At 66.0% G+C, this 21,360-nt stretch carries 19 protein-coding genes and 1 pseudogene; 15 read left to right on the top strand and 5 right to left on the bottom strand.

The genetic code is table 11. From position 1 onward, the window contains the following. Nucleotides 1-5: 5 nt before the first annotated feature. Complete coding sequence (locus tag C7G41_RS15900) at nucleotides 6-2,315, top strand: ribonuclease E/G (protein ID WP_306768037.1); 2,310 nt, start codon at nucleotides 6-8, stop codon at nucleotides 2,313-2,315. Nucleotides 2,316-2,381: 66 nt separating this feature from the next. Next, nucleotides 2,382-3,614: an FAD-binding oxidoreductase gene (locus C7G41_RS15895; protein ID WP_106943436.1), complete on the top strand. Its 1,233-nt coding sequence runs from the start codon at nucleotides 2,382-2,384 to the stop codon at nucleotides 3,612-3,614. Here C7G41_RS15895 and C7G41_RS15890 read toward each other — a convergent pair. Then, nucleotides 3,611-4,468, bottom strand: a complete 858-nt coding sequence (locus tag C7G41_RS15890; RefSeq protein WP_106943435.1) for a helix-turn-helix transcriptional regulator — start codon at nucleotides 4,466-4,468, stop codon at nucleotides 3,611-3,613. The genes C7G41_RS15895 and C7G41_RS15890 overlap by 4 nt on opposite strands. Nucleotides 4,469-4,557: 89 nt before the next feature. On the opposite strand from C7G41_RS15890, the gene C7G41_RS15885 reads away from it, so the two are divergent. Further along, nucleotides 4,558-5,436 carry an SDR family oxidoreductase gene (locus C7G41_RS15885; protein ID WP_106943434.1) on the top strand — a complete coding sequence of 293 codons (879 nt, stop codon included), beginning with the start codon at nucleotides 4,558-4,560 and terminating at the stop codon, nucleotides 5,434-5,436. A gap of 28 nt (nucleotides 5,437-5,464) precedes the next feature. On the opposite strand, the gene C7G41_RS15880 is transcribed toward C7G41_RS15885, so the two are convergent. The 3 genes from C7G41_RS15880 to C7G41_RS15870 form a co-directional block, all read right to left on the bottom strand. Next, on the bottom strand, nucleotides 5,465-6,799 hold the full coding sequence (locus tag C7G41_RS15880) for a dicarboxylate/amino acid:cation symporter (RefSeq protein ID WP_106943433.1): 1,335 nt from the start codon (nucleotides 6,797-6,799) through the stop codon (nucleotides 5,465-5,467). A gap of 84 nt (nucleotides 6,800-6,883) precedes the next feature. After that, on the bottom strand, nucleotides 6,884-7,438 hold the full coding sequence (locus C7G41_RS15875) for a biotin transporter BioY (protein WP_106943432.1): 555 nt from the start codon (nucleotides 7,436-7,438) through the stop codon (nucleotides 6,884-6,886). An 88-nt stretch (nucleotides 7,439-7,526) separates the two neighbouring features. Then, a complete protein-coding gene (locus tag C7G41_RS15870) occupies nucleotides 7,527-8,714 on the bottom strand; it encodes a pyridoxal phosphate-dependent aminotransferase (protein ID WP_106943431.1) in 1,188 nt (395 codons plus the stop codon). Nucleotides 8,715-8,933: 219 nt separating this feature from the next. Between C7G41_RS15870 and C7G41_RS15865 the strand changes: the two genes are divergently transcribed. From C7G41_RS15865 to aat, 10 genes are all read left to right on the top strand, one after another. Further along, entirely contained in the window at nucleotides 8,934-10,337 is a 1,404-nt protein-coding gene (locus tag C7G41_RS15865; RefSeq protein WP_106943430.1) for a M48 family metalloprotease, read from the top strand. Between the two features lie 110 nt (nucleotides 10,338-10,447). Further along, nucleotides 10,448-11,215, top strand: a complete 768-nt coding sequence (locus C7G41_RS15860) for a DsbA family protein (RefSeq protein ID WP_106943429.1) — start codon at nucleotides 10,448-10,450, stop codon at nucleotides 11,213-11,215. 242 nt (nucleotides 11,216-11,457) lie between these two features. Further along, complete coding sequence (locus C7G41_RS15855; RefSeq protein ID WP_106943428.1) at nucleotides 11,458-12,291, top strand: DUF1236 domain-containing protein; 834 nt, start codon at nucleotides 11,458-11,460, stop codon at nucleotides 12,289-12,291. Nucleotides 12,292-12,550: 259 nt separating this feature from the next. Next, nucleotides 12,551-13,018 (top strand): type II 3-dehydroquinate dehydratase, encoded by a 468-nt coding sequence (gene aroQ / locus C7G41_RS15850; RefSeq protein WP_007591609.1) that lies wholly within the window; start codon nucleotides 12,551-12,553, stop codon nucleotides 13,016-13,018. 37 nt (nucleotides 13,019-13,055) lie between these two features. Beyond that, on the top strand, nucleotides 13,056-13,544 hold the full coding sequence (gene accB / locus C7G41_RS15845) for an acetyl-CoA carboxylase biotin carboxyl carrier protein (RefSeq protein WP_007591611.1): 489 nt from the start codon (nucleotides 13,056-13,058) through the stop codon (nucleotides 13,542-13,544). A 52-nt stretch (nucleotides 13,545-13,596) separates the two neighbouring features. Then, nucleotides 13,597-14,955, top strand: a complete 1,359-nt coding sequence (gene accC / locus C7G41_RS15840) for an acetyl-CoA carboxylase biotin carboxylase subunit (RefSeq protein ID WP_106943427.1) — start codon at nucleotides 13,597-13,599, stop codon at nucleotides 14,953-14,955. A gap of 106 nt (nucleotides 14,956-15,061) precedes the next feature. Beyond that, complete coding sequence (locus tag C7G41_RS15835) at nucleotides 15,062-16,579, top strand: CHASE3 domain-containing protein (RefSeq protein WP_106943426.1); 1,518 nt, start codon at nucleotides 15,062-15,064, stop codon at nucleotides 16,577-16,579. Beyond that, nucleotides 16,576-17,016, top strand: coding sequence for a response regulator (locus C7G41_RS15830; protein WP_007591617.1), 441 nt, complete (start codon nucleotides 16,576-16,578; stop codon nucleotides 17,014-17,016). The genes C7G41_RS15835 and C7G41_RS15830 overlap by 4 nt, the downstream gene beginning before the upstream one ends. After that, nucleotides 17,013-18,116 (top strand): sensor histidine kinase, encoded by a 1,104-nt coding sequence (locus C7G41_RS15825; protein ID WP_106943425.1) that lies wholly within the window; start codon nucleotides 17,013-17,015, stop codon nucleotides 18,114-18,116. Before C7G41_RS15830 ends, C7G41_RS15825 begins: the two co-directional genes overlap by 4 nt. A gap of 50 nt (nucleotides 18,117-18,166) precedes the next feature. Then, nucleotides 18,167-18,847: a leucyl/phenylalanyl-tRNA--protein transferase gene (aat, locus tag C7G41_RS15820; RefSeq protein ID WP_027569823.1), complete on the top strand. Its 681-nt coding sequence runs from the start codon at nucleotides 18,167-18,169 to the stop codon at nucleotides 18,845-18,847. Nucleotides 18,848-18,884: 37 nt separating this feature from the next. Here the strand turns inward: aat and C7G41_RS15815 are convergent, their stop codons facing one another. Further along, on the bottom strand, nucleotides 18,885-19,937 hold the full coding sequence (locus C7G41_RS15815) for a DUF2155 domain-containing protein (RefSeq protein WP_199198396.1): 1,053 nt from the start codon (nucleotides 19,935-19,937) through the stop codon (nucleotides 18,885-18,887). A gap of 253 nt (nucleotides 19,938-20,190) precedes the next feature. On the opposite strand from C7G41_RS15815, the pseudogene C7G41_RS15810 reads away from it, so the two are divergent. Together C7G41_RS15810 and C7G41_RS15805 are read left to right on the top strand one after the other, a co-directional pair. Next, a pseudogene (locus tag C7G41_RS15810) lies at nucleotides 20,191-20,322 on the top strand (alpha/beta hydrolase); the annotation flags it as partial. 13 nt (nucleotides 20,323-20,335) lie between these two features. Then, nucleotides 20,336-21,352, top strand: a complete 1,017-nt coding sequence (locus C7G41_RS15805; protein WP_106943423.1) for a Na+-dependent transporter — start codon at nucleotides 20,336-20,338, stop codon at nucleotides 21,350-21,352. The last annotated feature ends 8 nt before the right edge of the window (nucleotides 21,353-21,360 follow it).

The raw sequence follows: 21,360 nt of genomic DNA, 5'->3' as shown, positions 1-21,360 counted from the left end.
AGGCCGTGACAGCGGCTACTGAGCCTGCCGACGCCGTGTACGCCCCCGGCGACACTGCGCAGGCTCCGCATCACGACTCCGAAGCGACGGCCGAGGATGACGACGAAGACGAGGACGACGAGGAAGCCGAAGAGGACGTCGTTGAATCCGTCGGCGGCGACGATGTGCTGGAGGAAGTGCCGGAGCGCACCTTCCGCCCCCGCCGCCAGTACAAGATCCAGGAAGTCATCAAGCGCCGCCAGGTGATGCTGGTGCAGGTCGTCAAGGAAGAGCGCGGCAACAAGGGCGCGGCGCTGACGACCTACCTCTCGCTCGCCGGCCGCTATGCCGTCTTGATGCCGAACACCGCACGCGGCGGCGGCATCAGCCGCAAGATCACGAGTGCGCAGGACCGTTCGCGCCTGAAGGAAGTGGTGCAGGATCTCGACGTGCCCGAGGGCATGGGGATCATTCTGCGCACCGCCGGTGCCGCCCGCACCAAGCCCGAGATCAAGCGCGATTTCGAGTACCTGATCCGGATGTGGGAGACGGTGCGCGACATGACGCTGAAGTCGCAGGCCCCGACCCTCGTCTACGAGGAAGGCTCGCTAATCAAGCGCTCGCTGCGCGACCTCTACAACAAGGAGATCGACGAGATCTCAGTTGCCGGTGAATCCGGTTACCGTGAAGCGCGCGACTTCATGAAGATGCTGATGCCCGCCAATGTGAGCGCGGTGAAGCAGTATCGCGACGGCCAGCCGCTGTTCTCGCGCATGGGCGTCGAAAGCCAGCTGGATGCGATGTTCTCGCCGACCGTGCAACTGCGCTCCGGCGGCTACATCGTGATCAACCAGACCGAAGCGCTGGTCTCAATCGACGTCAACTCCGGACGTTCGACGCGCGAGCATCATATCGAGGACACCGCCCTCAAGACCAATCTCGAGGCTTCCGAGGAGGTCGCGCGTCAGCTTCGGCTGCGCGACCTCGCCGGCCTGATCGTCATCGACTTCATCGACATGGACGAGAAGCGCAACAATCGCGCGGTCGAACGCAAGATGTCCGATTGCCTCCGGCAGGACCGCGCGCGCATCCAGGTCGGCCGCATCTCGCATTTCGGCCTGCTCGAGATGTCGCGCCAGCGCATCCGCGCCAGCGTGCTGGAGTCCTCGACCGATCCGTGCACGCATTGCGGCGGCACCGGCCATGTGCGCTCGGTGTCCTCGGTTGCGCTCCAGTTGCTGCGCGGCCTCGAAGAGATCCTGATGAAGGGCGCAACCCACAATCTCGTGGTCCGCACCCGCACCGACGTCGCGCTCTACGTGCTGAACCACAAGCGCGGCCATCTGCGCGACCTCGAGAACGGCTTCAAGGTCACGTTGGCAGTCATCGCCGACCCGAGCGTCAGCGGACCGCAGGCCTATGTCATCGACCGCGGCGAGCAGGTGCATACGCTGGAAGCCGCCAAGGCTCTGCTAGCGGCGCAGGCGGCCGCAAGCCCGCCGCCCCTGGTCGAAGAGGCTTATGACGACGAGGAATTCGATCCCGAGACCGAATCCGAGGTCGAGACCGAGGAGACCGAAGGCCTCGTCGAGGAACAGACTGCAGGCGACGCCGCTACCGAGCAGGACAGCCAGCGCCGCAAGCGTCGCCGTCGTCGCCGCGGTCGCGGTGGCCCGCGCGACGAGGAGACGCGCGAGGATGGCGCTCCCGCTCTTGCCGAGACGGCCATGGCGGCCGGCGAAGGCGAAGAGGATGCCGAGGCCGAGCCGGAAGGCGAGGAAAGCGAGGAACAGGCAGCCCGTGGCGAGCAGCAGGGCAGCGCCGATCGCCGTCGCCGGCGTGGTCGCCGTGGCGGCCGCCGCCGTCGCGGTCCTGGCGAGGAAGGTCTCGCCGGCTCCATCGGCGACGAGCTCGCTGCCAATGCGCCGTCGGAAGCGACCGACGCAGTCGCCGATTTCGACAGGTTCAGCGGCGAGGCTGCGCCCTCGATCGCGCAGGCCGAGCACACCTCGCAGCCGCAGGTCACCCAGCCAGAGCCGCGCGCCGCGGCAAAGATCGAGGCAAGCATCGAGGCAACGGCCCGGCCTGAGCCGGCTCCTGCTGCCGCGGACGAAGAGCACGCCGACGACAAGGCCGCACGACGCCGTTCGACGGTTCGGGAAAAGGTGAGCTTCATGTCGAGCAGCCAGAGCGAACCGGCGCCGGTTGCACAGGCGGCCGAGCCGGTTGCCCCGCCCGCACCGGCTCCGGAGCCCGCGCCCGCAGCGGCAAGTGAAACGTCGGCCGCACCGCGTCGTGCCGGCTGGTGGTCGCGCCGCTTCGGCGGCGGCGAATAGAGCGAACAAGACAGTTGAAACCGCCCGGCCAAGCCGGGCGGTTTTGATTTGGAGAGGTCAGTTCAAATGCAAAGCGTGATCGTCCTCGGCGGCGGCATGATCGGCGTCAGCGCGGCACTGCACCTCCAGCAGCGCGGCTGGACCGTCACGCTCGTCGACCGCAGGGAGCCGGGCCGCGAGACCAGCTACGGCAATGCCGGCATGATCCAGGCGGAAGCGGTGCGCCCCTATCCGATGCCGCGCGACCTCGCCACGCTCCTGAAGATCGCGACCGGCCGCACAAACGACGTGCGTTACAGCCTGTCATCGCTGCATCTCCATATCGAGCCCCTGCTGCGGTATTGGTGGCATTCGGCGCCGAAGCGGCATCGCGAGGCGATCGACGCCTGGGCGCGGCTGATCGCCTACGCGACGGCAGAGCACGACATCCTCATTCGCGAAGCCCACGCCGACAATCTGATCCGCCGCGCGGGATACCGGCACCTGCATCGCGACGCAGCTTCGTTCGATCTCGCCGTCAAGGCGGCGGAAGAGGACCAGCGCGAATTCGGCGTGAGGTTTCGTGCGCTCTCGGGCGCCGAGCTCGCCAAGGCCGAACCTGTCCTGCGCGACGACCTGCCCGGCGCGATCCATTGGCTCGACACCTGGACCGTGTCCGATCCCGGCGCGCTGGTCACGGCCTATGCCGACCTGTTCGAACGCCTCGGCGGCACCATCGTGCTTGGCGATGCCCAGACCTTGCAGCAAACCGCAACCGGCTGGTCGGTCGGGACCGACGTTGGACGCATCGACGCCGCCCACGCCGTCGTGACGCTCGGGCCGTGGTCGCCGGATCTCCTGCTCAAATTCGGCTATCGCATCCCGCTGGTGCGCAAGCGCGGCTACCACATGCATTACAGCGGCGGCGCGTCGCTCGATCTGCCGCTGGTCGACAAGGCCGGCGGCTACGCCATGGGTCCGATGGCGAAGGGTATCCGCATCACCACCGGCGCGGAATTGACCGGCCTGGACGCGCTCGCAACGCCCGTGCAGCTCGCCAGCGCCGAAGCCTCGGCGCGCGAGCTGATCGACCTCGGCAAGCGCGTCGAGCCCGACCCATGGTTCGGCACCCGCCCCTGCACGCCCGACATGCTGCCGGTGCTCGGCCCGGCCCCACGCCATCCCGGCCTCTGGATGAACTTCGGCCATGGCCACCAGGGCTTTACGCTGGGGCCCGCGACGGGGCGCCTGCTCGCCGAGATGATGAGCGGCGAAACGCCGGCGATCGATCCGACGCCGTACCGGCCGGAGCGGTTCTAACCCCCGGTGTTGACGGCAAGCACCGCGCGCTCGGCGAGCAGTGTCCGGATGCGTTCGGCGTCTTCGGGAGTCGCGGGGTTGTAGACGATCATGCTAAGATCGGAGCGGCCTTCCACATTGAAGCTCGAATATTCGAACGACATCGTGCCGTGAACGGGGTGCCGCAGCCGCTTGGTGCCATCACCATGATGGCGCACGTCGTTGTCGCGCCAGAGCGCCGCGAATTCCGGACTGGTGCGGCACAGCTCATCAACGAAATCGGCGACATGCGAGACCGCGCCCGCGCGCGCGGCGTCCGCCCGGAACGCCGCCACCACGAACCGCGCCACGCTGTCCCAGTCGTATTGCGCGGCGCGGACGCGCGGATCGCAGAAGATGAAGCGCAGGATGTTGCGCTGTTCCGGCGGGATCGCGCCGTAGTCCGTCAGCACGGCGCTTGCGGCCTTGTTCCAGGCGACGACGTCCCAGATCGCGGTCCGCACCAGGGCCGGACTGAATTCGAGCGCATCGAGCACGCGCTGCAACCGCGGCGAGACGCCTTCGTTCGCCTGGTAGCGCACCTCGGGCGGGCGGCCGAGGCCGATCAGGAACAGGTGCTCGCGCTCGACGTCGGTCAGCATCAGCGCACGCGCGATGCGGTCGAGCACGTGGGGCGACGGCGCGCCACCGCGGCCCTGCTCGAGCCAGGTGTACCAGGTCGGACTGATATTGGCGCGCTGCGCCACCTCCTCGCGGCGAAGTCCCGGCGTCCGCCTGCGGCTACCCGCGAAGCCGAATGCGGCGGCATCGAGCCGGGTGCGGCGGTCCTTCAGATAGGTCCCCAAGAGGTTCTCAGCTGTCGCGGTGTCGCTCATCCTGTTAGCCATTATGCCCTGATAATGTCACTGCTTTACCTGGATAATCCTAGCGCAGATGGTCGTCTCCACCAACTCTGGAGATACTCATGCGTGTTTTCGTCACTGGCGCCACCGGCTTCGTCGGCTCCGCCGTCGTCCGCGACCTGATCGCCGCCGGCCACCGCGTCTCGGGCCTCGCCCGCTCCGACGCGGGAGCCGCGGCGCTGGCCGCGATGGGCGCCGAGGTCCATCGCGGGTCGCTGGAGGATCACGCGTCCTTGCGTAGCGGCGCGGCCGCCTCCGACGGCGTCCTGCACCTCGGCTTCAATCACGACTTCTCGAAGTTTCTGGACAATTGCGAGCTCGACCGCCGCGCGATCCTGGCGATCGGCGAGGAGCTCAAGGGCTCCAGTCGCCCTCTCATCGTCACCTCCGGCGTCGCGCTGCTTGCGCCCGGACGCCTCGCCACCGAGGACGATGAATCATCGCACCGCTTTCCACGCGTGTCGGAATCGACCGCGCTGTCGCTGGCTGGCGTCCGCGCAGCCGTGGTACGTCTTCCGCCGTCCACACATGGCGAGGGCGACCACGGCTTCGTCCCGATCCTGATCAACCTTGCGCGCCAGAAAGGCCTATCGGCCTATGTCGGCGATGGCAGCAACCGCTGGCCCGCCGCGCACCGCTTCGATGCCGCGCGCGTCTACCGGCTGGCGCTGGAGCAAAGCGCAACCGCAAAGCACTATCACGCGATCGCCGAGGAAGGCGTGCCGTTCAAGGCGATTGCGGAGGTGATCGGCCGGCGGCTCGGCGTGCCCGTCGTGTCCAAATCGCCCGAGGAAGCGGCTGCGCATTTCGGCTGGTTCGCACAGTTCGCGGGCGCCGACGTTCCGACATCGAGCGCGAAGACGCGCGCTGCGCTCGACTGGTCGCCGCAAGAAAAAGGGCTGATCGAGGATCTCGACCAGCCCTGCTATTTCAACACCTGACGGCGCGCCGTCGGTGACAGCTTGCAGATCAGTCCGTCGTGACGGCCGTTTCCATGTCGGTCGGATCGATCTGCCTGGCGAGGTTGGCATTGAGCTTGTCGCGATCGAGCTCGCCCTCCCACCAGGCGACGATCACGCAGGCAACGCCGTTGCCGCACAGATTGGTCAGCGCGCGGCACTCGCTCATGAACTTGTCGATGCCGAGCACGATCGCCATGCCCGGCACGAGGCGCGGATCGACCACGGCGAGCGTCGCCGCCAGCGTGATGAAGCCCGCGCCCGTGATGCCGGAGGCACCCTTCGAGGTCAGCATCGCCACCACCAGGATGGTGAGTTGCTGGCCGAAGGTGAGATCGAAGCCCAGCGCCTGCGCGATGAACAGGGTCGCCAGCGTCATGTAGATGTTGGTGCCGTCGAGATTGAACGAATAGCCCGTGGGCACCACGAGGCCGACCACCGACTTCGAGCAGCCGAGGCGCTCCAGCTTTTCCATCAAGGACGGCAACGCGCTTTCCGAGGACGAGGTGCCGAGCACGATCAGCAGCTCGTCCTTGATGTAGGCGAGGAACTTGAAGATGGAGAAGCCGGCGACGCGCGCGATGATTCCGAGCACGACGAACACGAACAGCGCCGCGGTCACGTAGAACGTCGCGATCAGGCCGACCAGGTTGAGGATCGCCCCGGTACCGAACTTGCCGATGGTGTAGGCCATCGCGCCGAAGGCGCCGATCGGGGCCGCGCGCATTACGATGGAAATAACTCCGAACACCGCATGCGCGGCGTCGTCGATGAAGCTGCGGATGGTGTGGCCGCGTTCGCCGAGCCCCATGATGGCGAAGCCGAACAGCACCGAGAACAGCAGCACCTGCAGGATCTCGCCTTGCGCGAAGGCGCCGACGACGGTGTCCGGAATGATGTGCAGCACGAAGTCGACCGACTTCTGGCCTTCGGCCTGCTTGGCGTAGTTGGCGACGGCCTGCGCGTTGGCGGCGGCGCCGCCGAAGCCCGCGCCCGGCTTCACCACATTGCCGATGATCAGTCCGATCACCAGTGCGAAGGTCGAGACGATCTCGAAATAGACCAGCGCCTTGACGCCGATGCGGCCGACCTTCTTGGCGTCCTGGATGTGGGCGATGCCCGAGACAACGGTGCAGAAGATGATCGGCGCGATCACCATCTTGATCAGCTTGATGAAGCCGTCGCCGAGTGCCTTGATCCACTCATTGGTGGCGACTGACGGCCAGAGCCAGCCGACGATGGCGCCGAGCACGATTGCGATCAGCACCTGGATATAAAGCACCTTGTACCACGGCTTGGCGGCGGGCGGCGCGACCGGCGCTCCCACCATCGTCGTCGTCGTCATTGTTTCACTCCCCCTCAAAACGCCAGGCCAGCCAAGATCAACTTGGCCGGCCCTGTCAATCGGAACTGCTCGATATTGCGCGCTTTACCCGCGATCGACCGCCCGGCGTATCGCCGGCATCAACGTCGCGCCGAGCGCGTTCTTGACCAGCGACGCCGCAACGAACGGCAGCAGGCCGACCTGCCACGCCTTCGCGGCGCCCAGGCCGAGACCGAAAGCCAACCAGCCAAAGCCCGCGGCCAGAATGAGGATGTGACCGGCCGCCATGGCTGCAAACAGCAGCATTACGCTGCGATCCCAGCCGCGCTCGGCGAGCCAGCCGGTGACGAAGGCGGCGCCGACGAAGCCGAACAGGTAGCCCGCGGTCGGGCCCACCAGCGGTGCAATTCCACCGACGGGGCCGGCGAACACCGGCAGGCCCATTGCGCCCTCGGCGAGGTAGGCGATCATGGTTGCGCTGCCAAGCCGCCAGCCATAGGCGGCGCCAATCATCAACACGACCAGCGTCTGCAATGTCATGGGTACGTAAGGCAGCGGCAGGTTCACCTTGGCAGACAGCGCCATCAAGGCGGTGCCGAGCGCAATGAGCACGACAGCGCGCAAGGCGCCGACGGTTTCACCCGGCCGGACTGGCCACATCAATGCGGCGAGAGGAGAATGCGTGGCGGTAGACGGGACGGAACGGTCAGACAAAGTTGCACTCCAGAAGGCTGTCGAAAACTGGCGGCTATTTAAGCCAGTGAGCGATCCGGTCAACTGCTTCGCGCATCTCCACAGCCGAACGCGCATAAGAGAGCCGTATGAATGAACGACCATGGATGGGATCGAAGTCGAGCCCCGGCGTGACCGCGACCTGGGCCTGTTCGAGCATCTGCTTGGCGAACTCGAAACTGTCGGAGGTGAAGTCCGAGACGTCCGCATAGAGATAGAATGCGCCGTCGGCCGGCAGAAACCTGGTCAGGCCGGCCTTGGGCAATCCCTCGATCAGGATGCGCCGGTTTTCCTGATAGCCGTGCTTGATCTCCTCCATCTCGGCCGCGCCGTCGAAGGCGGCTTCGGCCGCGATCTGCGACAGCGACGGCACCGAGATCGACAGGTTCTGCTGCAGTCGCTCGATCGGCCGAACCAGAATCTCGGGCACGACCATCCAGCCGACGCGCCAGCCCGTCATGCAGAAATACTTCGAGAACGAATTGATCACGAGCGCCTGGTCCGACAGCGCCGCAGCCGTCACCGCGGGAAACGCGTAGTCGAGCCCGTGATAGATCTCGTCCGAGATGAAGCGGATGCCCGCGTCTTCCGCCGCCGCGATCAAGCCGGCGAGCGCCTCGCGGGACATCATGGTCCCGGTCGGATTGGCGGGGCTGCCGACCAGCACGCCCTTGAGCGGCGCCTTGCGATGGGCGGCCAGCAGCGCCTCGCCGGTCAGCGCGTGGCGCGTCTCGTTCGTGGTCTCGATCAGCACCGGCTCGCAGCCGAGCGCGGTGAGGATATGACGGTACGGCGGATAACCCGGCACGGTCACGGCGACGCGGTCGCCCGGCTCGAACATCGCCAGGAAGGCCAGAATGAACCCGCCGGAGGAGCCGGTGGTGACCACGATCCGCTCCGGACTGACGTCACAGCCATAGGCGTCGCGATAATGCCGCGCGATGCGCTCGCGCAAGGAGGGGATGCCCAGCGCCGAGGTATAATCGATCCGCCCTGCCGCGAGCGCCGCATGGGCTGCCGCAATCGCGGTCTTCGGCGCGCCGGCGGCGGGCTGGCCAACCTCCATGTGGATGACGTGGCCCCCAGCCGCCTCGATTCGGGCCGCCGCAGCCATCACGTCCATCACCATGAAGGGGGGAACATCGCTGCGGCGGGAGGGCGCGAGCCACTGCCCCAACCGGTTCCTCAATGTCGCATCGTGCATCGATTTCTGCTATTTCGCTGGCGGGCCGATCGGTCCGGCCCGGGAAACGGGGTGCTTGCGCCCCAGACTGGCCGCATTGTACGGCTCATAAGGGGTACGGCTCAAAGGGGCATATCGCGTATCCGGTCCGCCGCCAATCGCCAAAACCAATCACTGAACTGCTTGACCAAGAATGCTTGAACAAGCCTGCTGACAAGACCGTTTGACCCAGACCGCTTGATGTTGTTCCAGATCGCATTGCGCAAGAAGTCCACCGCCCTCACCTCCCTCGTCGCGGCGGCTGCGATCGCGCTGACGCCGTTCTCAGCCGCGCATGCGCAGGCCAAGGGGCCGCCGGTCCTGCGCGACACCGAGACCGAACAGCTGCTGCGCGAATATACGCGCCCGATCCTGCGCGCCGCCGGTCTGGAAAAGCAGAACATCCAGATGGTGATCGTCAACGAGGGTTCGTTCAACGCGTTCGTCGCGGACGGACGCCGCATCTTCGTCAATTACGGCGCGATCCTGCAGTCGGAGACGCCGAACCAGATCATCGGCGTGCTCGCGCACGAGACCGGGCATCTGGCAGGCGGCCATCTGTCCAAGCTGCGCGAGCAGCTTGCCAACGCCCAGACCCAGATGATCATCGCCATGCTGCTCGGCGCAGGCGCGATGGCTGTCGGCAGCACCCGCGGCAGCGGCAGCGCCGGCAACAATGGCCTTGCCAATGCTGGAGCCGCGGCCCTCGCCGGCCCGCAGGAGATGATCCGCCGGACGCTGCTGTCCTATCAGCGCCAGCAGGAGGAGAACGCCGATCGCGCCGGCGTGAAATTCCTGACTGCGACCCAGCAGTCGCCGAAGGGCATGTACGAGACCTTCAAGCGCTTCACCAGCGAGAGCCTGTTCGCGGCACGCGGCGCCGATCCCTATCTCCAGTCGCACCCGATGCCCGCCGAGCGCGTCGCCTCCCTGCAGGAGTTCGCCAGCTCCAGCCCTTATTGGGACAAGAAGGACGATGCCGCGCTCCAGCTGCGCCACGACATGGTGCGCGCCAAGATCTCCGCCTTCATGGAGCGACCGGAGACGGTGTACCGCCGCTATCCCCTGACCAACGACAGCATGCCGGCGCGCTACGCCCGCGCCATCAGCACCTATCTGCACGGGGATTTGCGCAGCGCGCTCACCCAGATCGACGCGCTGATCCAGGTCCAGCCCAACAATGCGTATTTTTACGAGGTGCGCGGCCAGGCCCTGCTGGAGGGCGGCAAGCCGGCCGAGGCGATCCCTGCCCTGCGCAAGGCGGTCCAGCTTTCGAACAACGCGCCCCTCATCGAGATGTTACTTGGGCAGGCTCTGGTTGGGTCCGATAATAAGGCCTACACCGATGACGCCGTTCGGATTCTCCGGGCCGCGGTCGCACGGGAACCGGAGGCCATTCTCGGCTACATGCAGCTCGCGATGGCCTATGGCCGGAAGGGCGACTATGCCGAGGCCGATCTGGCGTCGGCGCAGGCCGCTTATCTGCGCGGCGACAACAAGACCGCCCGCGAGCTTGCGACGCGCGCGAAAACCCGTTTCGCCGTCGGCACGCCCGGATGGGTCAAGGCCGACGACATCGTGGCGTCGAAACCGTCGCGCAACTGACAAGACCAGGACCACGCCTACCACGACGCCTTACGAAACGACGTCACGTCACCAAGCTTAAGTCCGCCGGGACGTTTTCCGAAACCTGCTTTGGATAAGAGGATTTGCCTATGCCTTCGCTGCGCCTGCTTGCTCCCGCGCTGTTTGCGCTCGCCATGTTCGGCGCAGCCGCGCCCGCGTCGGCCGACAGCTTCTCCGATGCCCAGCGCACGGACATCGAGGTGATCATCAAAAATTATCTCGTCACCCATCCCGAGGTGCTCGAGGAAGCGATGGCCGAGCTCACCAAGCGCCAGGCCACGGCCGAGGCGCAGAAGCACGAGGCCAGCGTCGCGCAGAATTCCGATGCGATCTTCAACTCGCCGCGCCAGGTCGTGCTCGGCAACAAGGACGGCGACGTCACCTTCGTCGAGTTCTTCGACTACAATTGCGGCTACTGCAAGCGCGCGATGGACGACATGCTGACCCTCATGAAGGCCGATCCGAAGCTGAAGGTGGTGCTGAAGGAGTTTCCGGTGCTGAGCCAGGGCTCGGTCGAAGCAGCCCAGGTCGCCGTCGCCGTGCGCATGCAGGATCCCTCCGGCAAGAAGTACCTCGACTTCCATCAAAAGCTGCTCGGCGGCCGTGGCGCTGCCGACAAGGCGCGCGCGCTTCAGGCGGCCAAGGAAGCCGGCCTCGATACCGCTAAAATCGAGAAGGACATCGGCAGCGCCGAGGTGCGCACCACCATCGAGGAGAACTTCAAGCTCGCCGAGGCAATGGGCATGAACGGCACGCCCAGCTACGTGATCGGCAAGCAGATCGTCGTCGGCGCCGTGGGTGTCGAAAGCCTGAAGGAAAAGATCGCTGTGGCCCGCTGCGGCAAGGCAACCTGCTGACAAGGCGACTTGCTGACAAGGCGACTTGCTGACAAGGCGACCTGCCGATCAAGTCTACAATTCACGAATGCAATGAGGCCGGCTGAAAAGCCGGCCTTTTCATTGCGCCGAAATCTGGCGCGCGCGTTCATCTGGCGTTCAACAAACAAATGCCGCGGAACCGCCAATGTTCCGGAACTCCTGGTACGTCCTTTCGTTGTCGGCGCGGGCAATGACGCAAAGAAACACGTGAGGAGAATTCAATGTCTAACCGCTTTATGATCTCGGTCGCCGCACTCGCGCTCGTCGCCGGCACCGGTCTGGCGAACGCACAGGGCACCATGAACCGCGACAGCGGTGGCGGTGCAGGCGCGCAGCCGACGCAGCATTCGCAGCCGTCCGGCGCCGCCGAGCGCGGCGGCTCGATGGGCCGCGAATCCGCCCAGGAGAAGGGCACCGTCGGCCAGACTGGCGGCGCCATGAAGCCCGGCGGAGCAGCCGAGGAGAAGTCGTCGGGCGGGATGGAAAAGTCCGGCGCGATGAACAAGAACGCGGCCGACGACAAGGCCGGCGCGGCGAAGGGTGAGCACGCCCAGGGCGCGCAGGACAAGTCCGCGCAAGACAAGTCCATGCAGGACAAATCCATGCATGACAAGTCAGCGCAGGACAAGGCAGCGCAGGACAAGTCGAAGAGCACGATGGACAAGTCCCAGACGGACAAGTCCAAGAGCACGGAGACTGACACCAAGAGCGGCAACATGAACGCCCAGACCAAGGGCGCAGACGGCAAGGCCGCCGATACCAAGTCTCAGACGACGACCGGCACGGCCCCCGCGACTGCTGCTGCACCGCCGGCCGAGAAGCGGACCGAGATCTCTTCGGTGATCAAGTCGACCAAGATCGAGGAAACGACCAACGTCAACTTCAACATCTCGGTCGGCACGACCATCCCGGCGAGCGTTCGTTTCCATCCGCTCCCGCCCCGGATCGTCGAGATCTATCCGGAGTGGCGCGGCTACGAGGTGATCTTCGTGCACGGCCAGTACATCATCGTTCGTCCGCAGACGCGCGAGATCGTGTACGTCATCGAAGGCTAAGCTGCCTCGCTGATGCCCAAATGAGCCCTTGCCGAGAGATCGGCAGGGGCTTTTGGGCTATAGGGCACTCCTCCCCCGCCTGTCCCGTCCGGCAGCCACGATTAGAACTGGTTAACAAGCAATTTCCGTAGCTTCCGCACAGATTTTTGCACCCCGGATGAGGTATCTGAAGCCACCTCGGAGGTCCTTCAAGGCTTCCCCTCACGCGCTTTGTTACCTATAACCCCCGCCACGCCGAAGCACCTCTTGCGGGATTGGAATGGCCGAACCAGCAACCGACACGATCCTTGTCCTGAACGGGCCGAACCTCAACATGTTGGGGACGCGCGAGCCCGAGAAGTACGGGCATGCGTCGCTGGCCGACGTCGAGGCGCTGTGCCGGGAGACGGCGGCGACGTTCGGCCTCAAGGCCGATTGCCGGCAGTCCAACCGCGAAGGCGAGTTGATCGACTTCATCCACGAGGCGCACGCCCGCAAGATGAAGGGCATCATCATCAATGCCGGCGGCTATTCGCACACGTCGATCGCGCTGCACGATGCGCTGCTCGCGGTGCAAATCCCGACGGTCGAGGTGCATGTCACCAACATCCACGCCCGCGAGAATTTCCGCCATCACTCCTACACCGCGCGCGCGGCCTTCGCCTCGCTCTGCGGCTTCGGCATCGAGGGCTATCGCCTCGCCATCCAGGGCCTTGCCGCCAAGCTCGGCATCAAGCCCAAAGCCTGACGCTCTCCCTTCACACAGAACATTCGGATCAAACAACATGGCGCGCCAGCCAGACGACAAAGCAGCCGCAAAGTTTTCCAGCGAGGATTCCGCCCTCGTCCGAGAGCTCGCCTTGCTGCTCGATGAGACCAGCCTCACCGAAATCGAGATCGAGCGTGCCGGCCTGCGGCTGCGCGTCGCCCGCAACATCAGCGTCGCCGCGACCATGCCGATGCAGATGGCGGCCGCCCCCGCCGCCCTCCCGGCAGCCGCAGCTGCCGCCGCGCCCGCCGCTGCCGATCTTTCGAAGCATCCCGGCGCCGTGACCTCGCCGATGGTCGGCACCGCCTATTGGGCGCCGGAGCCCGGCGCCAAACCGTTCATCGAGGTCGGCAGCAAGGTCTCGGTCGGGCAGACGCTGCTGATCATCGAAGCCATGAAGACCATGAACCAGATCCCCTCGCCGCGCGCCGGCACGGTGACGCAGATCGTGATCGAGGACGGCCAGCCGGTCGAGTACGGCGAGCCGCTCGTAATCATCGAGTGAGGGCGTCTCATCGCCCTCGCCGCTTCCCGCGCGTCAGTCCCTTAAGGACATCATGTTCGACAAGATCCTCATAGCCAATCGCGGCGAGATCGCCCTTCGCATCCTCAGGGCCTGCAAGGAGCTCGGGATCGCGACCGTCGCCGTGCACTCCACCGCCGACGCCGATGCCATGCATGTGCGCCTGTCGGACGAGAGCGTGTGCATCGGGCCGCCGGCGTCCAAGGACAGCTATCTCAACGTGCCCGCGCTGCTCGCGGCCTGCGAGATCACGGGTGCCGATGCCGTGCATCCCGGCTACGGCTTCCTGTCGGAGAACGCGCGCTTCGCCGAAATCCTCGCCGAGCATAATCTGCATTTCATCGGCCCGAAGGCCGAGCACATCCGCCTGATGGGCGACAAGATCGAGGCCAAGAGGACTGCCAAGAAGCTCGGCATTCCCGTGGTGCCCGGCTCCGACGGAGGGGTCGGCCCCAACGACGACGCGATGGCGATCGCCAGGAAGATCGGCTTCCCCGTGCTGGTCAAAGCCGCGGCGGGCGGCGGCGGCCGCGGCATGAAGGTGGCCGAGAGCGAGGCCGATCTTCAGGTCGCGCTGTCGACGGCCGCCAACGAGGCCAAATCCGCCTTCGGCGATGCCTCCGTCTACCTCGAAAAATATCTGCAGAAGCCGCGCCACATCGAGATCCAGATCCTCGGCGACGGCCGTGGCGGCGCGATCCATCTCGGCGAACGCGACTGCTCGCTGCAGCGACGCCACCAGAAGGTCTGGGAGGAAGGCCCCTCGCCGGTGCTGACCGCGGCCGCACGCGCCAAGATCGGCGAGACCTGCGCCAAGGCGATGCGCGAGATGAAATATCTCGGCGTCGGCACCATTGAATTCCTGTTCGAGGACGGCGAGTTCTACTTCATCGAGATGAACACCCGCATCCAGGTCGAGCATCCCGTCACCGAGAGCATCACCGACATCGACCTCGTGCTGGAGCAGATCCGCATCGCCGCCGGCGGCGACCTGCCGGCTAGGCAGGACGAGGTCCAGGTCATCGGCCACGCGATCGAGTGCCGCATCAACGCCGAGAATCCGCAGACCTTTCGTCCTTCGCCCGGCCGCATCACGCAATACCACCCGCCCGGCGGGCTCGGCGTGCGGATCGATTCCGCGGTCTATCAGGGCTACACGATCCCGCCTTACTACGACTCGCTCGTCGGCAAGCTGATCGTGCACGGCAAGACCCGCGGCGAGTGCCTGATGCGGCTGCGCCGGGCGCTGGACGAGATGGTGGTCGAGGGCATCGAGACCACCCTGCCGCTGTTCCGCGCTCTGGTGCGCGAGGACGACATCATCAACGGCGACTACCACATCCACTGGCTGGAACAATATCTCGCCGGCAAGGTGGAACCCGCCCCGAAGTAGTCGTCCCTCCGCATGGAACCCTTTGGCCCCAATCGCGTTTGGGACGATGGGGACAGTTCCGAGGGGGCGTTTTGAAGTCCGGGAATCCTGATCGAGCGAGACCGTCGTGATCGCTGACGCGCAGCGGCGGCGTACATTTTGGCAGATCCTGCTGTTCGCGGCGGGACTTCTGGTGCTGACCGTAATCAGCGCCGGCTCCGTCTACCTCGTCAACAAGGCGAGAGACGACAGCAAATGGGTGGTTCACACCATCGAGGCGGAGAACCAGATCAACGCCCTCCTGCTGGAAATCCGGCGGGCCGAGAGTGCCGCCCGGGGCTACCTTCTGACGCAAGCGGCGGATTTTCAGGGCGACCACGACAAGGCCGTGGCGGCCATCATCCCGGCTCTCGACAAGCTCACGCGCCTGACCGGCGACAATCCGGCGCAACGCGAGAACATCGAGAAGCTGAGCGCGGCGATCGAGACCCGGCTCGGCCAGTTCGCGCAGGAGATGGACTTCGTCCGCCGGGGTGAGCCGGAGAAGGCCGCAGCGCTGGTCCGCGAGGTCGCCTCCACGGACGCCACAGCCGTGATCGCCAAGGTCGCGACGGTGATGATTCAGGAGGAGGAACGGCTGTTCCGGCTTCGAACGGTCAATTCGGACCGCAGCCAGACCCTTGCCGCCTCGATGACCGGAATTGGCTCCGGCCTCGTCGTGCTGCTGGCGCTGATCTCGATCTGGCTGGTGCGGCGCTCGGCCCGCGCCCGTGACGACGCCGAGGCGCGCTTGCGTGATGCCAACGTCAATCTGGAGGCCGTGGTCGACGAACGCACGGCCGATCTGCGCGAAGCCAACAACGAGATCCAGCGCTTTGCCTATATCGTCAGCCACGATCTGCGCTCGCCACTCGTCAACATCATGGGCTTCACCAGCGAACTCGAGGAGCTCGGCGGCGACATTTTCCGCCGTATCGGCGGCCTGACCCACGTCCCGGCCGACGGTCCGCCGCCTTCGACCGGCGAGATCGCGCTCGAAGGTCCCGACAAGCAGCTTTCAGCGGATTTTTCCGAAGCGCTGAGCTTCATCAAGTCGTCGATCGCCAAGATGGACCGCCTGATCTCGGCGATCCTCAATCTCACCCGCGAGGGCCGGCGCGCGTTCCAGCCGGAAAAGATCGACACGCGCGAGCTGATCGAAGCCATCGTGTCGACGCTGGCGCATCAGGCCGCCGAGGCGCAGGCCGAAATCCACGTCGCCCCGCTGCCGGATCTCGTCAGCGACCGTCTGGCGCTGGAGCAGATCTTCTCCAATCTGATCGACAACGCCGTCAAATATCTCAAGCCCGGCGTCCCCGGCGAGATCAGAATTCGCGGGCGTACCAAGCTCGGCTACGCTATCTTCGAGATCAGCGATAACGGCCGCGGCATCGACCCCAAGGACCACCAGCGGATCTTCGACCTGTTCCGCCGGGCCGGAACCCAGGACAAGCCCGGTCAGGGCATCGGTCTTGCGCATGTGCGTGCACTTGTGCGTCGCCTCGGCGGCACCATGTCGGTATCATCGGAACTGAATACGGGCAGTACCTTCACCATCACGCTGCCCATCACCTGGAACGCCAGCAACCGGAACGCGGATCAATGACTCAACCCGTCAGCATCATCATGATCGAGGACGACGAAGGACACGCGCGGCTGATCGAGCGGAACATCCGCAGGTCCGGCGTCAACAACGAGATCATCTCCTTTGCCAACGGCACGGACGCGATGAAACACCTGTTCGGACCCGATGGCAGCGGGCTCGTGCAGAAGGGCAATGCGCTCCTGATCCTGCTCGATCTCAACCTCCCCGACATGACCGGGATCGACATCCTGAAGCAGATCAAGGAGAACAAATACCTGAAGGCCTCGCCCGTGGTGGTGCTGACCACCACCGACGATTCCCAGGAAATCAAGCGCTGCTACGAGCTCGGCTGCAACGTCTACATCACCAAGCCCGTGAACTACGAGAATTTCGCCAATGCCATCCGGCAGCTCGGCTTGTTCTTCTCGGTCATCCAGGTCCCGCCCGCCGCCTCATGAACCAGCGCATGCCCACCTTGCTCTACATCGACGACGACGGGGCGCTTGCGCGCCTCGTCGATCGCGGCCTGACACGGCGCGGCTACAAGGTCGTTCATGCCGCCAGCGGCGAGGAAGGCCTCGAGCTCATCCGCCGCGCGGGCACGACCGGCGGCATCGACGTCGTGGCGCTCGACCAGTACATGCCCGGCCTCGACGGGCTGGAGACGCTTGAGCAGATCATGGCGATCCCGGGCGCACCTCCCGTGGTCTTCGTCACGGCGTCGCAGGATTCCAGCATTGCGGTGACGGCGCTGAAGGCGGGCGCGGCCGATTATCTCGTCAAGGACGTCAAGGGCGACTTCATCCCCCTGCTTCACGTCGCGGCCGAGGGCGCGCTGCGCCAGGCCGAAATGCAGAAGGCGCGCGAGGAAGCCGAAGCCGAGATCCATGCCTCGCGCGACCGCTACGCTGCGCTCGCCGCCGAACGCGAAATGCTGCTGCGCGAGGTCAACCACCGCGTCGGCAACTCGCTCCAGATCATCGCCTCGCTGCTGCATCTGCAGGCCAGCTCCGCCGCGCAGGACGAGGTCAAGGCGGCGTTGACCAATGCGATGGGCCGCGTCGCCGCGGTTGCGCAGGTGCACCGCCGCCTCTACACCTCGCAGGATCTGAAGAGCGTGGTGCTGAACCAGTATCTGGACTCCCTGCTCGAGGATTTGCGCCGCTCGGCCGAGGGCAACCGGATGTCGCGCCTGACGCTGAAGGCCGAACCGATCGAGATCGATCCGGACCGTGCGGTCGCCGTCGGCATCATCGTCAACGAGCTGGTGATGAACGCAGTGAAATACGCCTATCCTGATGGCGCCGGCCCGATCCATGTGGAGCTGACCTCGCAGGGCGACGATCTCTTGCTGTCGATCAGCGACGATGGCGTCGGCGACAACGTAAAGGCCGATCCGCGCTCCACCGGCATGGGCCAGCGTATCGTCGCAGCCATGGCCACCAAGCTCGACGCTTCGGTCGAGCGCGACCCCACCCACTCCGGAACCCGCGTCATGTTGATGTTCCGCCGTGTCCCCGCTGCCGCCGGCAAGCCGGCTGCTGCCGCAGCGAACTGATCCGCACCGCCCATCGCAACCGCATCGCGATCCTGCTATTGTGGCGAGCCATGACTTCGCGCGACTCTGCCCCATCTGAAATCACGCCGGCCGTGCTGCTGCGCGCCTATGCCTGCGGCATCTTTCCGATGGCCGAAAGCGCCGATGATCCGACCCTGTTCTGGGTCGAGCCGGAGTTGCGCGGCGTCATCCCGCTCGACGGATTTCGGGTGGCCTCGCGGCTCGCGCGCACCGTGCGTTCGGATTCATTCCGCGTCACCGTCAATACCGCCTTCAAGGCCACGATCGCCGGCTGCGCCGCTCCGCAGGCGGGGCGCGAAGACACCTGGATCAACAAGCGCATCCGCGACCTCTATGGCGGGCTGTACGAGCTTGGCCATTGCCACAGCGTCGAGGCCTGGCAGGGCGAGGACCTCGTCGGCGGGCTTTACGGCGTCAGCCTGGGGCGCGCCTTTTTCGGCGAGAGCATGTTCCACACCGCGCGCGATGCCTCCAAGGTCGCGCTGGTGCATCTCGTCGCGCGGCTCATCCATGGCGGCTTCGAGCTGCTCGACACCCAGTACGTCACCGAGCACCTGAAGAGTTTTGGCGCGGCCGAGATTTCGCGGCGGCGCTACACGGCGCTGCTCGACAAGGCGCTCGCGGGCGAGCCCGGCGATTTCCTGAGGCTCTCCACTGGCGAAGCGATCCCGGGTGCACGCGCGCTCGAGATCATCGCCGCGCGGCAATAATCAGGGATATTGCCGGCCAAACCCGGGGGGATTTGGCCTAGCGGCCAAACCCGGGGATGCCGAACAGACCCGGCCGCTGCTCGGGCGGCGGAGGTGGCGGCGGCGGTGCCGGCTGCTGCTGCTGGATCGGCGGCAACGGCTGCGGCGGACGCTGCTGCACCTGCTTGGGCGCAGCCTTCTTCTGCGCCGGCGGCGGCGGTGCTACCGGCTTGGTGCCGGGATCCGGTGCCGCGGTCGCAATAGTTTGCTGCGGCTCTTTGCAGTCAGTGAGCCAGATATCGTAGATCGGGTGTTCGACGCCGTGCAGGCCCGGACTTGCCGCGTACATCCAGCCCGAGAAGATGCGCTTCACCTCACCCTGCAAGGTGATTTCGTCGACCTCGACGAAGGCGTCGGTGTTGGCGGCCTCGGTCGCCGGCCGCGTGTAGCAGGCGTTGGTTTTGACGCGCAGCGCACCGAACTGCACGGTCTCGCCGATCTCCTCGTCGAAATTGATGATGCGCCCGGTGATCTTGTCGAGGCCGGAGAACGTCGCCTTCTTGTTCACGATCTTCTGGGCCGGCGGCTCGGTGACGACCTCGTCGCCCGGCTGAAGGCTCGCGGGCGTCTGGGGGACAGCGCCGCCCGGCCCGCCCTTCTGCTGCGGCTGACGCTGACCGGGCGCGCCCGGCTGCGGGGCGCCTTGCGGATTGGGCGGAGCGACCGCGACGGACGGCGGCTGGTTTGGCGGGGCAGCGCTAGAACCGGGCGGCGGCGCCAGGGGTTGGGTCTCGACCGGCCCCGGCATCACATTGCCCTGCCGGCCCGGCGGCGGCGCCATCGGACGCGACGGCAGCACACGGCCCTGCGGCGGCAGCTCCGGCACTTCTTCGTCGTCGTCGGGCATCTGCGGCTGCGGCTGCGGCTGGCCACGCGGAATATTGCCGGGCGGCCGCAATGGCGGCGGGTCGGAGAAGATCGTGCCGATCTGCGCCTGCGCCGGCGTCGCAACCGTCAGTGCGGTGGCGGCCAGAAGCGCCGCAAGACCTGTCAGGGTAAATGTTCGAAACATCTCGCGCGGCTTCAACAGCGAATCGGGCTTGCTGGACATTCTACAGGGGATACCGCCGCTCGCAGGCCATCCGGTTAACACGGCGAATACGGCGGGGGAAGGGCGGCATCCCTGCCCTTCCCGGCCCGGTCTGGCCAGATCGGCCCTCGGATGGGATAGTCGAGCACCCTTCCTAGGGGGCCGAGGCGGCGCCGCCCCAAAAGAACTCCAACCATAACTGGAAACCCAGAGGTCGCCCCCCATGCCCGTCGTGCTCGATCCCGATGCCGCCGCCGTCTACAAGGCTTTCCCGGAGGTTGGCGTGCCCGTGGCTACCAAGCCTTATCCCGGCCAGTTCCACGGCTTCTTCACGATGGGGAAATTGCTGCGAGAGGCCAATGTCGCCGCGAGCGACATCGGCGCGTGGCTGAAAGGATTGGGCTGAAGCGCCGTTCCCCATGCCACCCGTTCTTCAAAGCATATTCGCCCTCCCCCTGCGCGGACTGACATGGCTTGGCGGCCAGGGCACCCGCGCGGTGGCTGCCGTCGTGTTCATCGCGCTCGCGGTGCCGCCGCTCGGTGCGTTGCTGCGCCCCTATGTCACCGAGGCGATCTTCGTTCTGCTCTGCATCTCCTTCATGCGGGTCGATCTCGCCGCGCTCACCGGCCATCTGCGCCGGCCGGCGCTGGTCGGGACCGCGACCGTCTGGACCATGATCGGCGTGCCTGTGATCGTCGGGTTGATCGTCCATGTCACCGGGCTGACGGCGCGCGCACCCGACCTTGCCCTGGCATTGATGCTCCAGAGCATGGCCTCGCCGATGATGGCCGCGCCGGCGCTGGCCGCGTTGATGGGCCTCGATGCCACGCTGGTGCTGGTCACGCTGGTGAGCGCGACCGCGCTGGTGCCGTTCACGGCATCGCTGTTCGCGAGCCTGTTCCTCGGCGACATGCTCAGCATCTCGCCGCCTGCGCTGGGGCTGAAGCTGCTCGGCATCCTCGCAACGTCGCTGCTGGCCGCGACCGTGATCCGATGGACCTTCGGCGCGGCCGCGATCCAGCGCCACAGGCAGCCGATCGACGGCTTCAACATCGTCATCCTGCTGGTCTTCGCGACCGCGATCATGGGCGACGTCGCGAGCGATCTCGTCGCCCGGCCCGTCGCCACCATCGGCTTCGCAGCTCTCGCCTTCGCGATCTATTTCACGCTGCTCGCCGTCACCACGCTGCTGTTCCGCCGCATCGGCTATGAGCGCGCGCTGGCGCTCGGGCTGATGGTGTCACAGCGCAATCTGGGCCTGATGCTCGCCGCAACCGCCGGCGCGCTGCCGCCCACCACCTGGCTCTATTTCGCGATGACGCAGTTTCCGATTCACCTGGCGCCATACATGCTGATGCCGATCGCGCGGCGCTTGACGGCGCGCGCGCAGGCCTCGGGCGCCGCGGCGACCGGCGGCAAGGCCGCATCGGGCTGAACCAGCAC

Origin of the sequence: Bradyrhizobium sp. MOS002 (assembly GCF_003020115.1) — a bacterium.
Taxonomy (GTDB): Bacteria; Pseudomonadota; Alphaproteobacteria; order Rhizobiales; family Xanthobacteraceae; genus Bradyrhizobium.
The sequence above is the reverse complement of the archived record's forward strand: the minus strand, read 5'-3'. Positions and strand labels throughout refer to the sequence as shown.

Excerpts from the sequence above, each read along its gene's own strand:
- C7G41_RS15895 (WP_106943436.1), top strand. The coding sequence starts at position 2,382 with ATGCAAAGCGTGATCGTCCTCGGCGGCGGCATGATCGGCGTCAGCGCG.
- C7G41_RS15890 (WP_106943435.1), bottom strand. The coding sequence starts at position 4,468 with ATGAGCGACACCGCGACAGCTGAGAACCTCTTGGGGACCTATCTGAAG.
- C7G41_RS15885 (WP_106943434.1), top strand. The coding sequence starts at position 4,558 with ATGCGTGTTTTCGTCACTGGCGCCACCGGCTTCGTCGGCTCCGCCGTC.
- C7G41_RS15880 (WP_106943433.1), bottom strand. The coding sequence starts at position 6,799 with ATGACGACGACGACGATGGTGGGAGCGCCGGTCGCGCCGCCCGCCGCC.
- C7G41_RS15875 (WP_106943432.1), bottom strand. The coding sequence starts at position 7,438 with ATGTGGCCAGTCCGGCCGGGTGAAACCGTCGGCGCCTTGCGCGCTGTC.
- C7G41_RS15870 (WP_106943431.1), bottom strand. The coding sequence starts at position 8,714 with ATGCACGATGCGACATTGAGGAACCGGTTGGGGCAGTGGCTCGCGCCC.
- C7G41_RS15865 (WP_106943430.1), top strand. The coding sequence starts at position 8,934 with ATGTTGTTCCAGATCGCATTGCGCAAGAAGTCCACCGCCCTCACCTCC.
- C7G41_RS15860 (WP_106943429.1), top strand. The coding sequence starts at position 10,448 with ATGCCTTCGCTGCGCCTGCTTGCTCCCGCGCTGTTTGCGCTCGCCATG.
- C7G41_RS15855 (WP_106943428.1), top strand. The coding sequence starts at position 11,458 with ATGTCTAACCGCTTTATGATCTCGGTCGCCGCACTCGCGCTCGTCGCC.
- aroQ (WP_007591609.1), top strand. The coding sequence starts at position 12,551 with ATGGCCGAACCAGCAACCGACACGATCCTTGTCCTGAACGGGCCGAAC.
- accB (WP_007591611.1), top strand. The coding sequence starts at position 13,056 with ATGGCGCGCCAGCCAGACGACAAAGCAGCCGCAAAGTTTTCCAGCGAG.
- accC (WP_106943427.1), top strand. The coding sequence starts at position 13,597 with ATGTTCGACAAGATCCTCATAGCCAATCGCGGCGAGATCGCCCTTCGC.
- C7G41_RS15830 (WP_007591617.1), top strand. The coding sequence starts at position 16,576 with ATGACTCAACCCGTCAGCATCATCATGATCGAGGACGACGAAGGACAC.
- C7G41_RS15825 (WP_106943425.1), top strand. The coding sequence starts at position 17,013 with ATGAACCAGCGCATGCCCACCTTGCTCTACATCGACGACGACGGGGCG.
- aat (WP_027569823.1), top strand. The coding sequence starts at position 18,167 with ATGACTTCGCGCGACTCTGCCCCATCTGAAATCACGCCGGCCGTGCTG.
- C7G41_RS15815 (WP_199198396.1), bottom strand. The coding sequence starts at position 19,937 with ATGTCCAGCAAGCCCGATTCGCTGTTGAAGCCGCGCGAGATGTTTCGA.
- C7G41_RS15805 (WP_106943423.1), top strand. The coding sequence starts at position 20,336 with ATGCCACCCGTTCTTCAAAGCATATTCGCCCTCCCCCTGCGCGGACTG.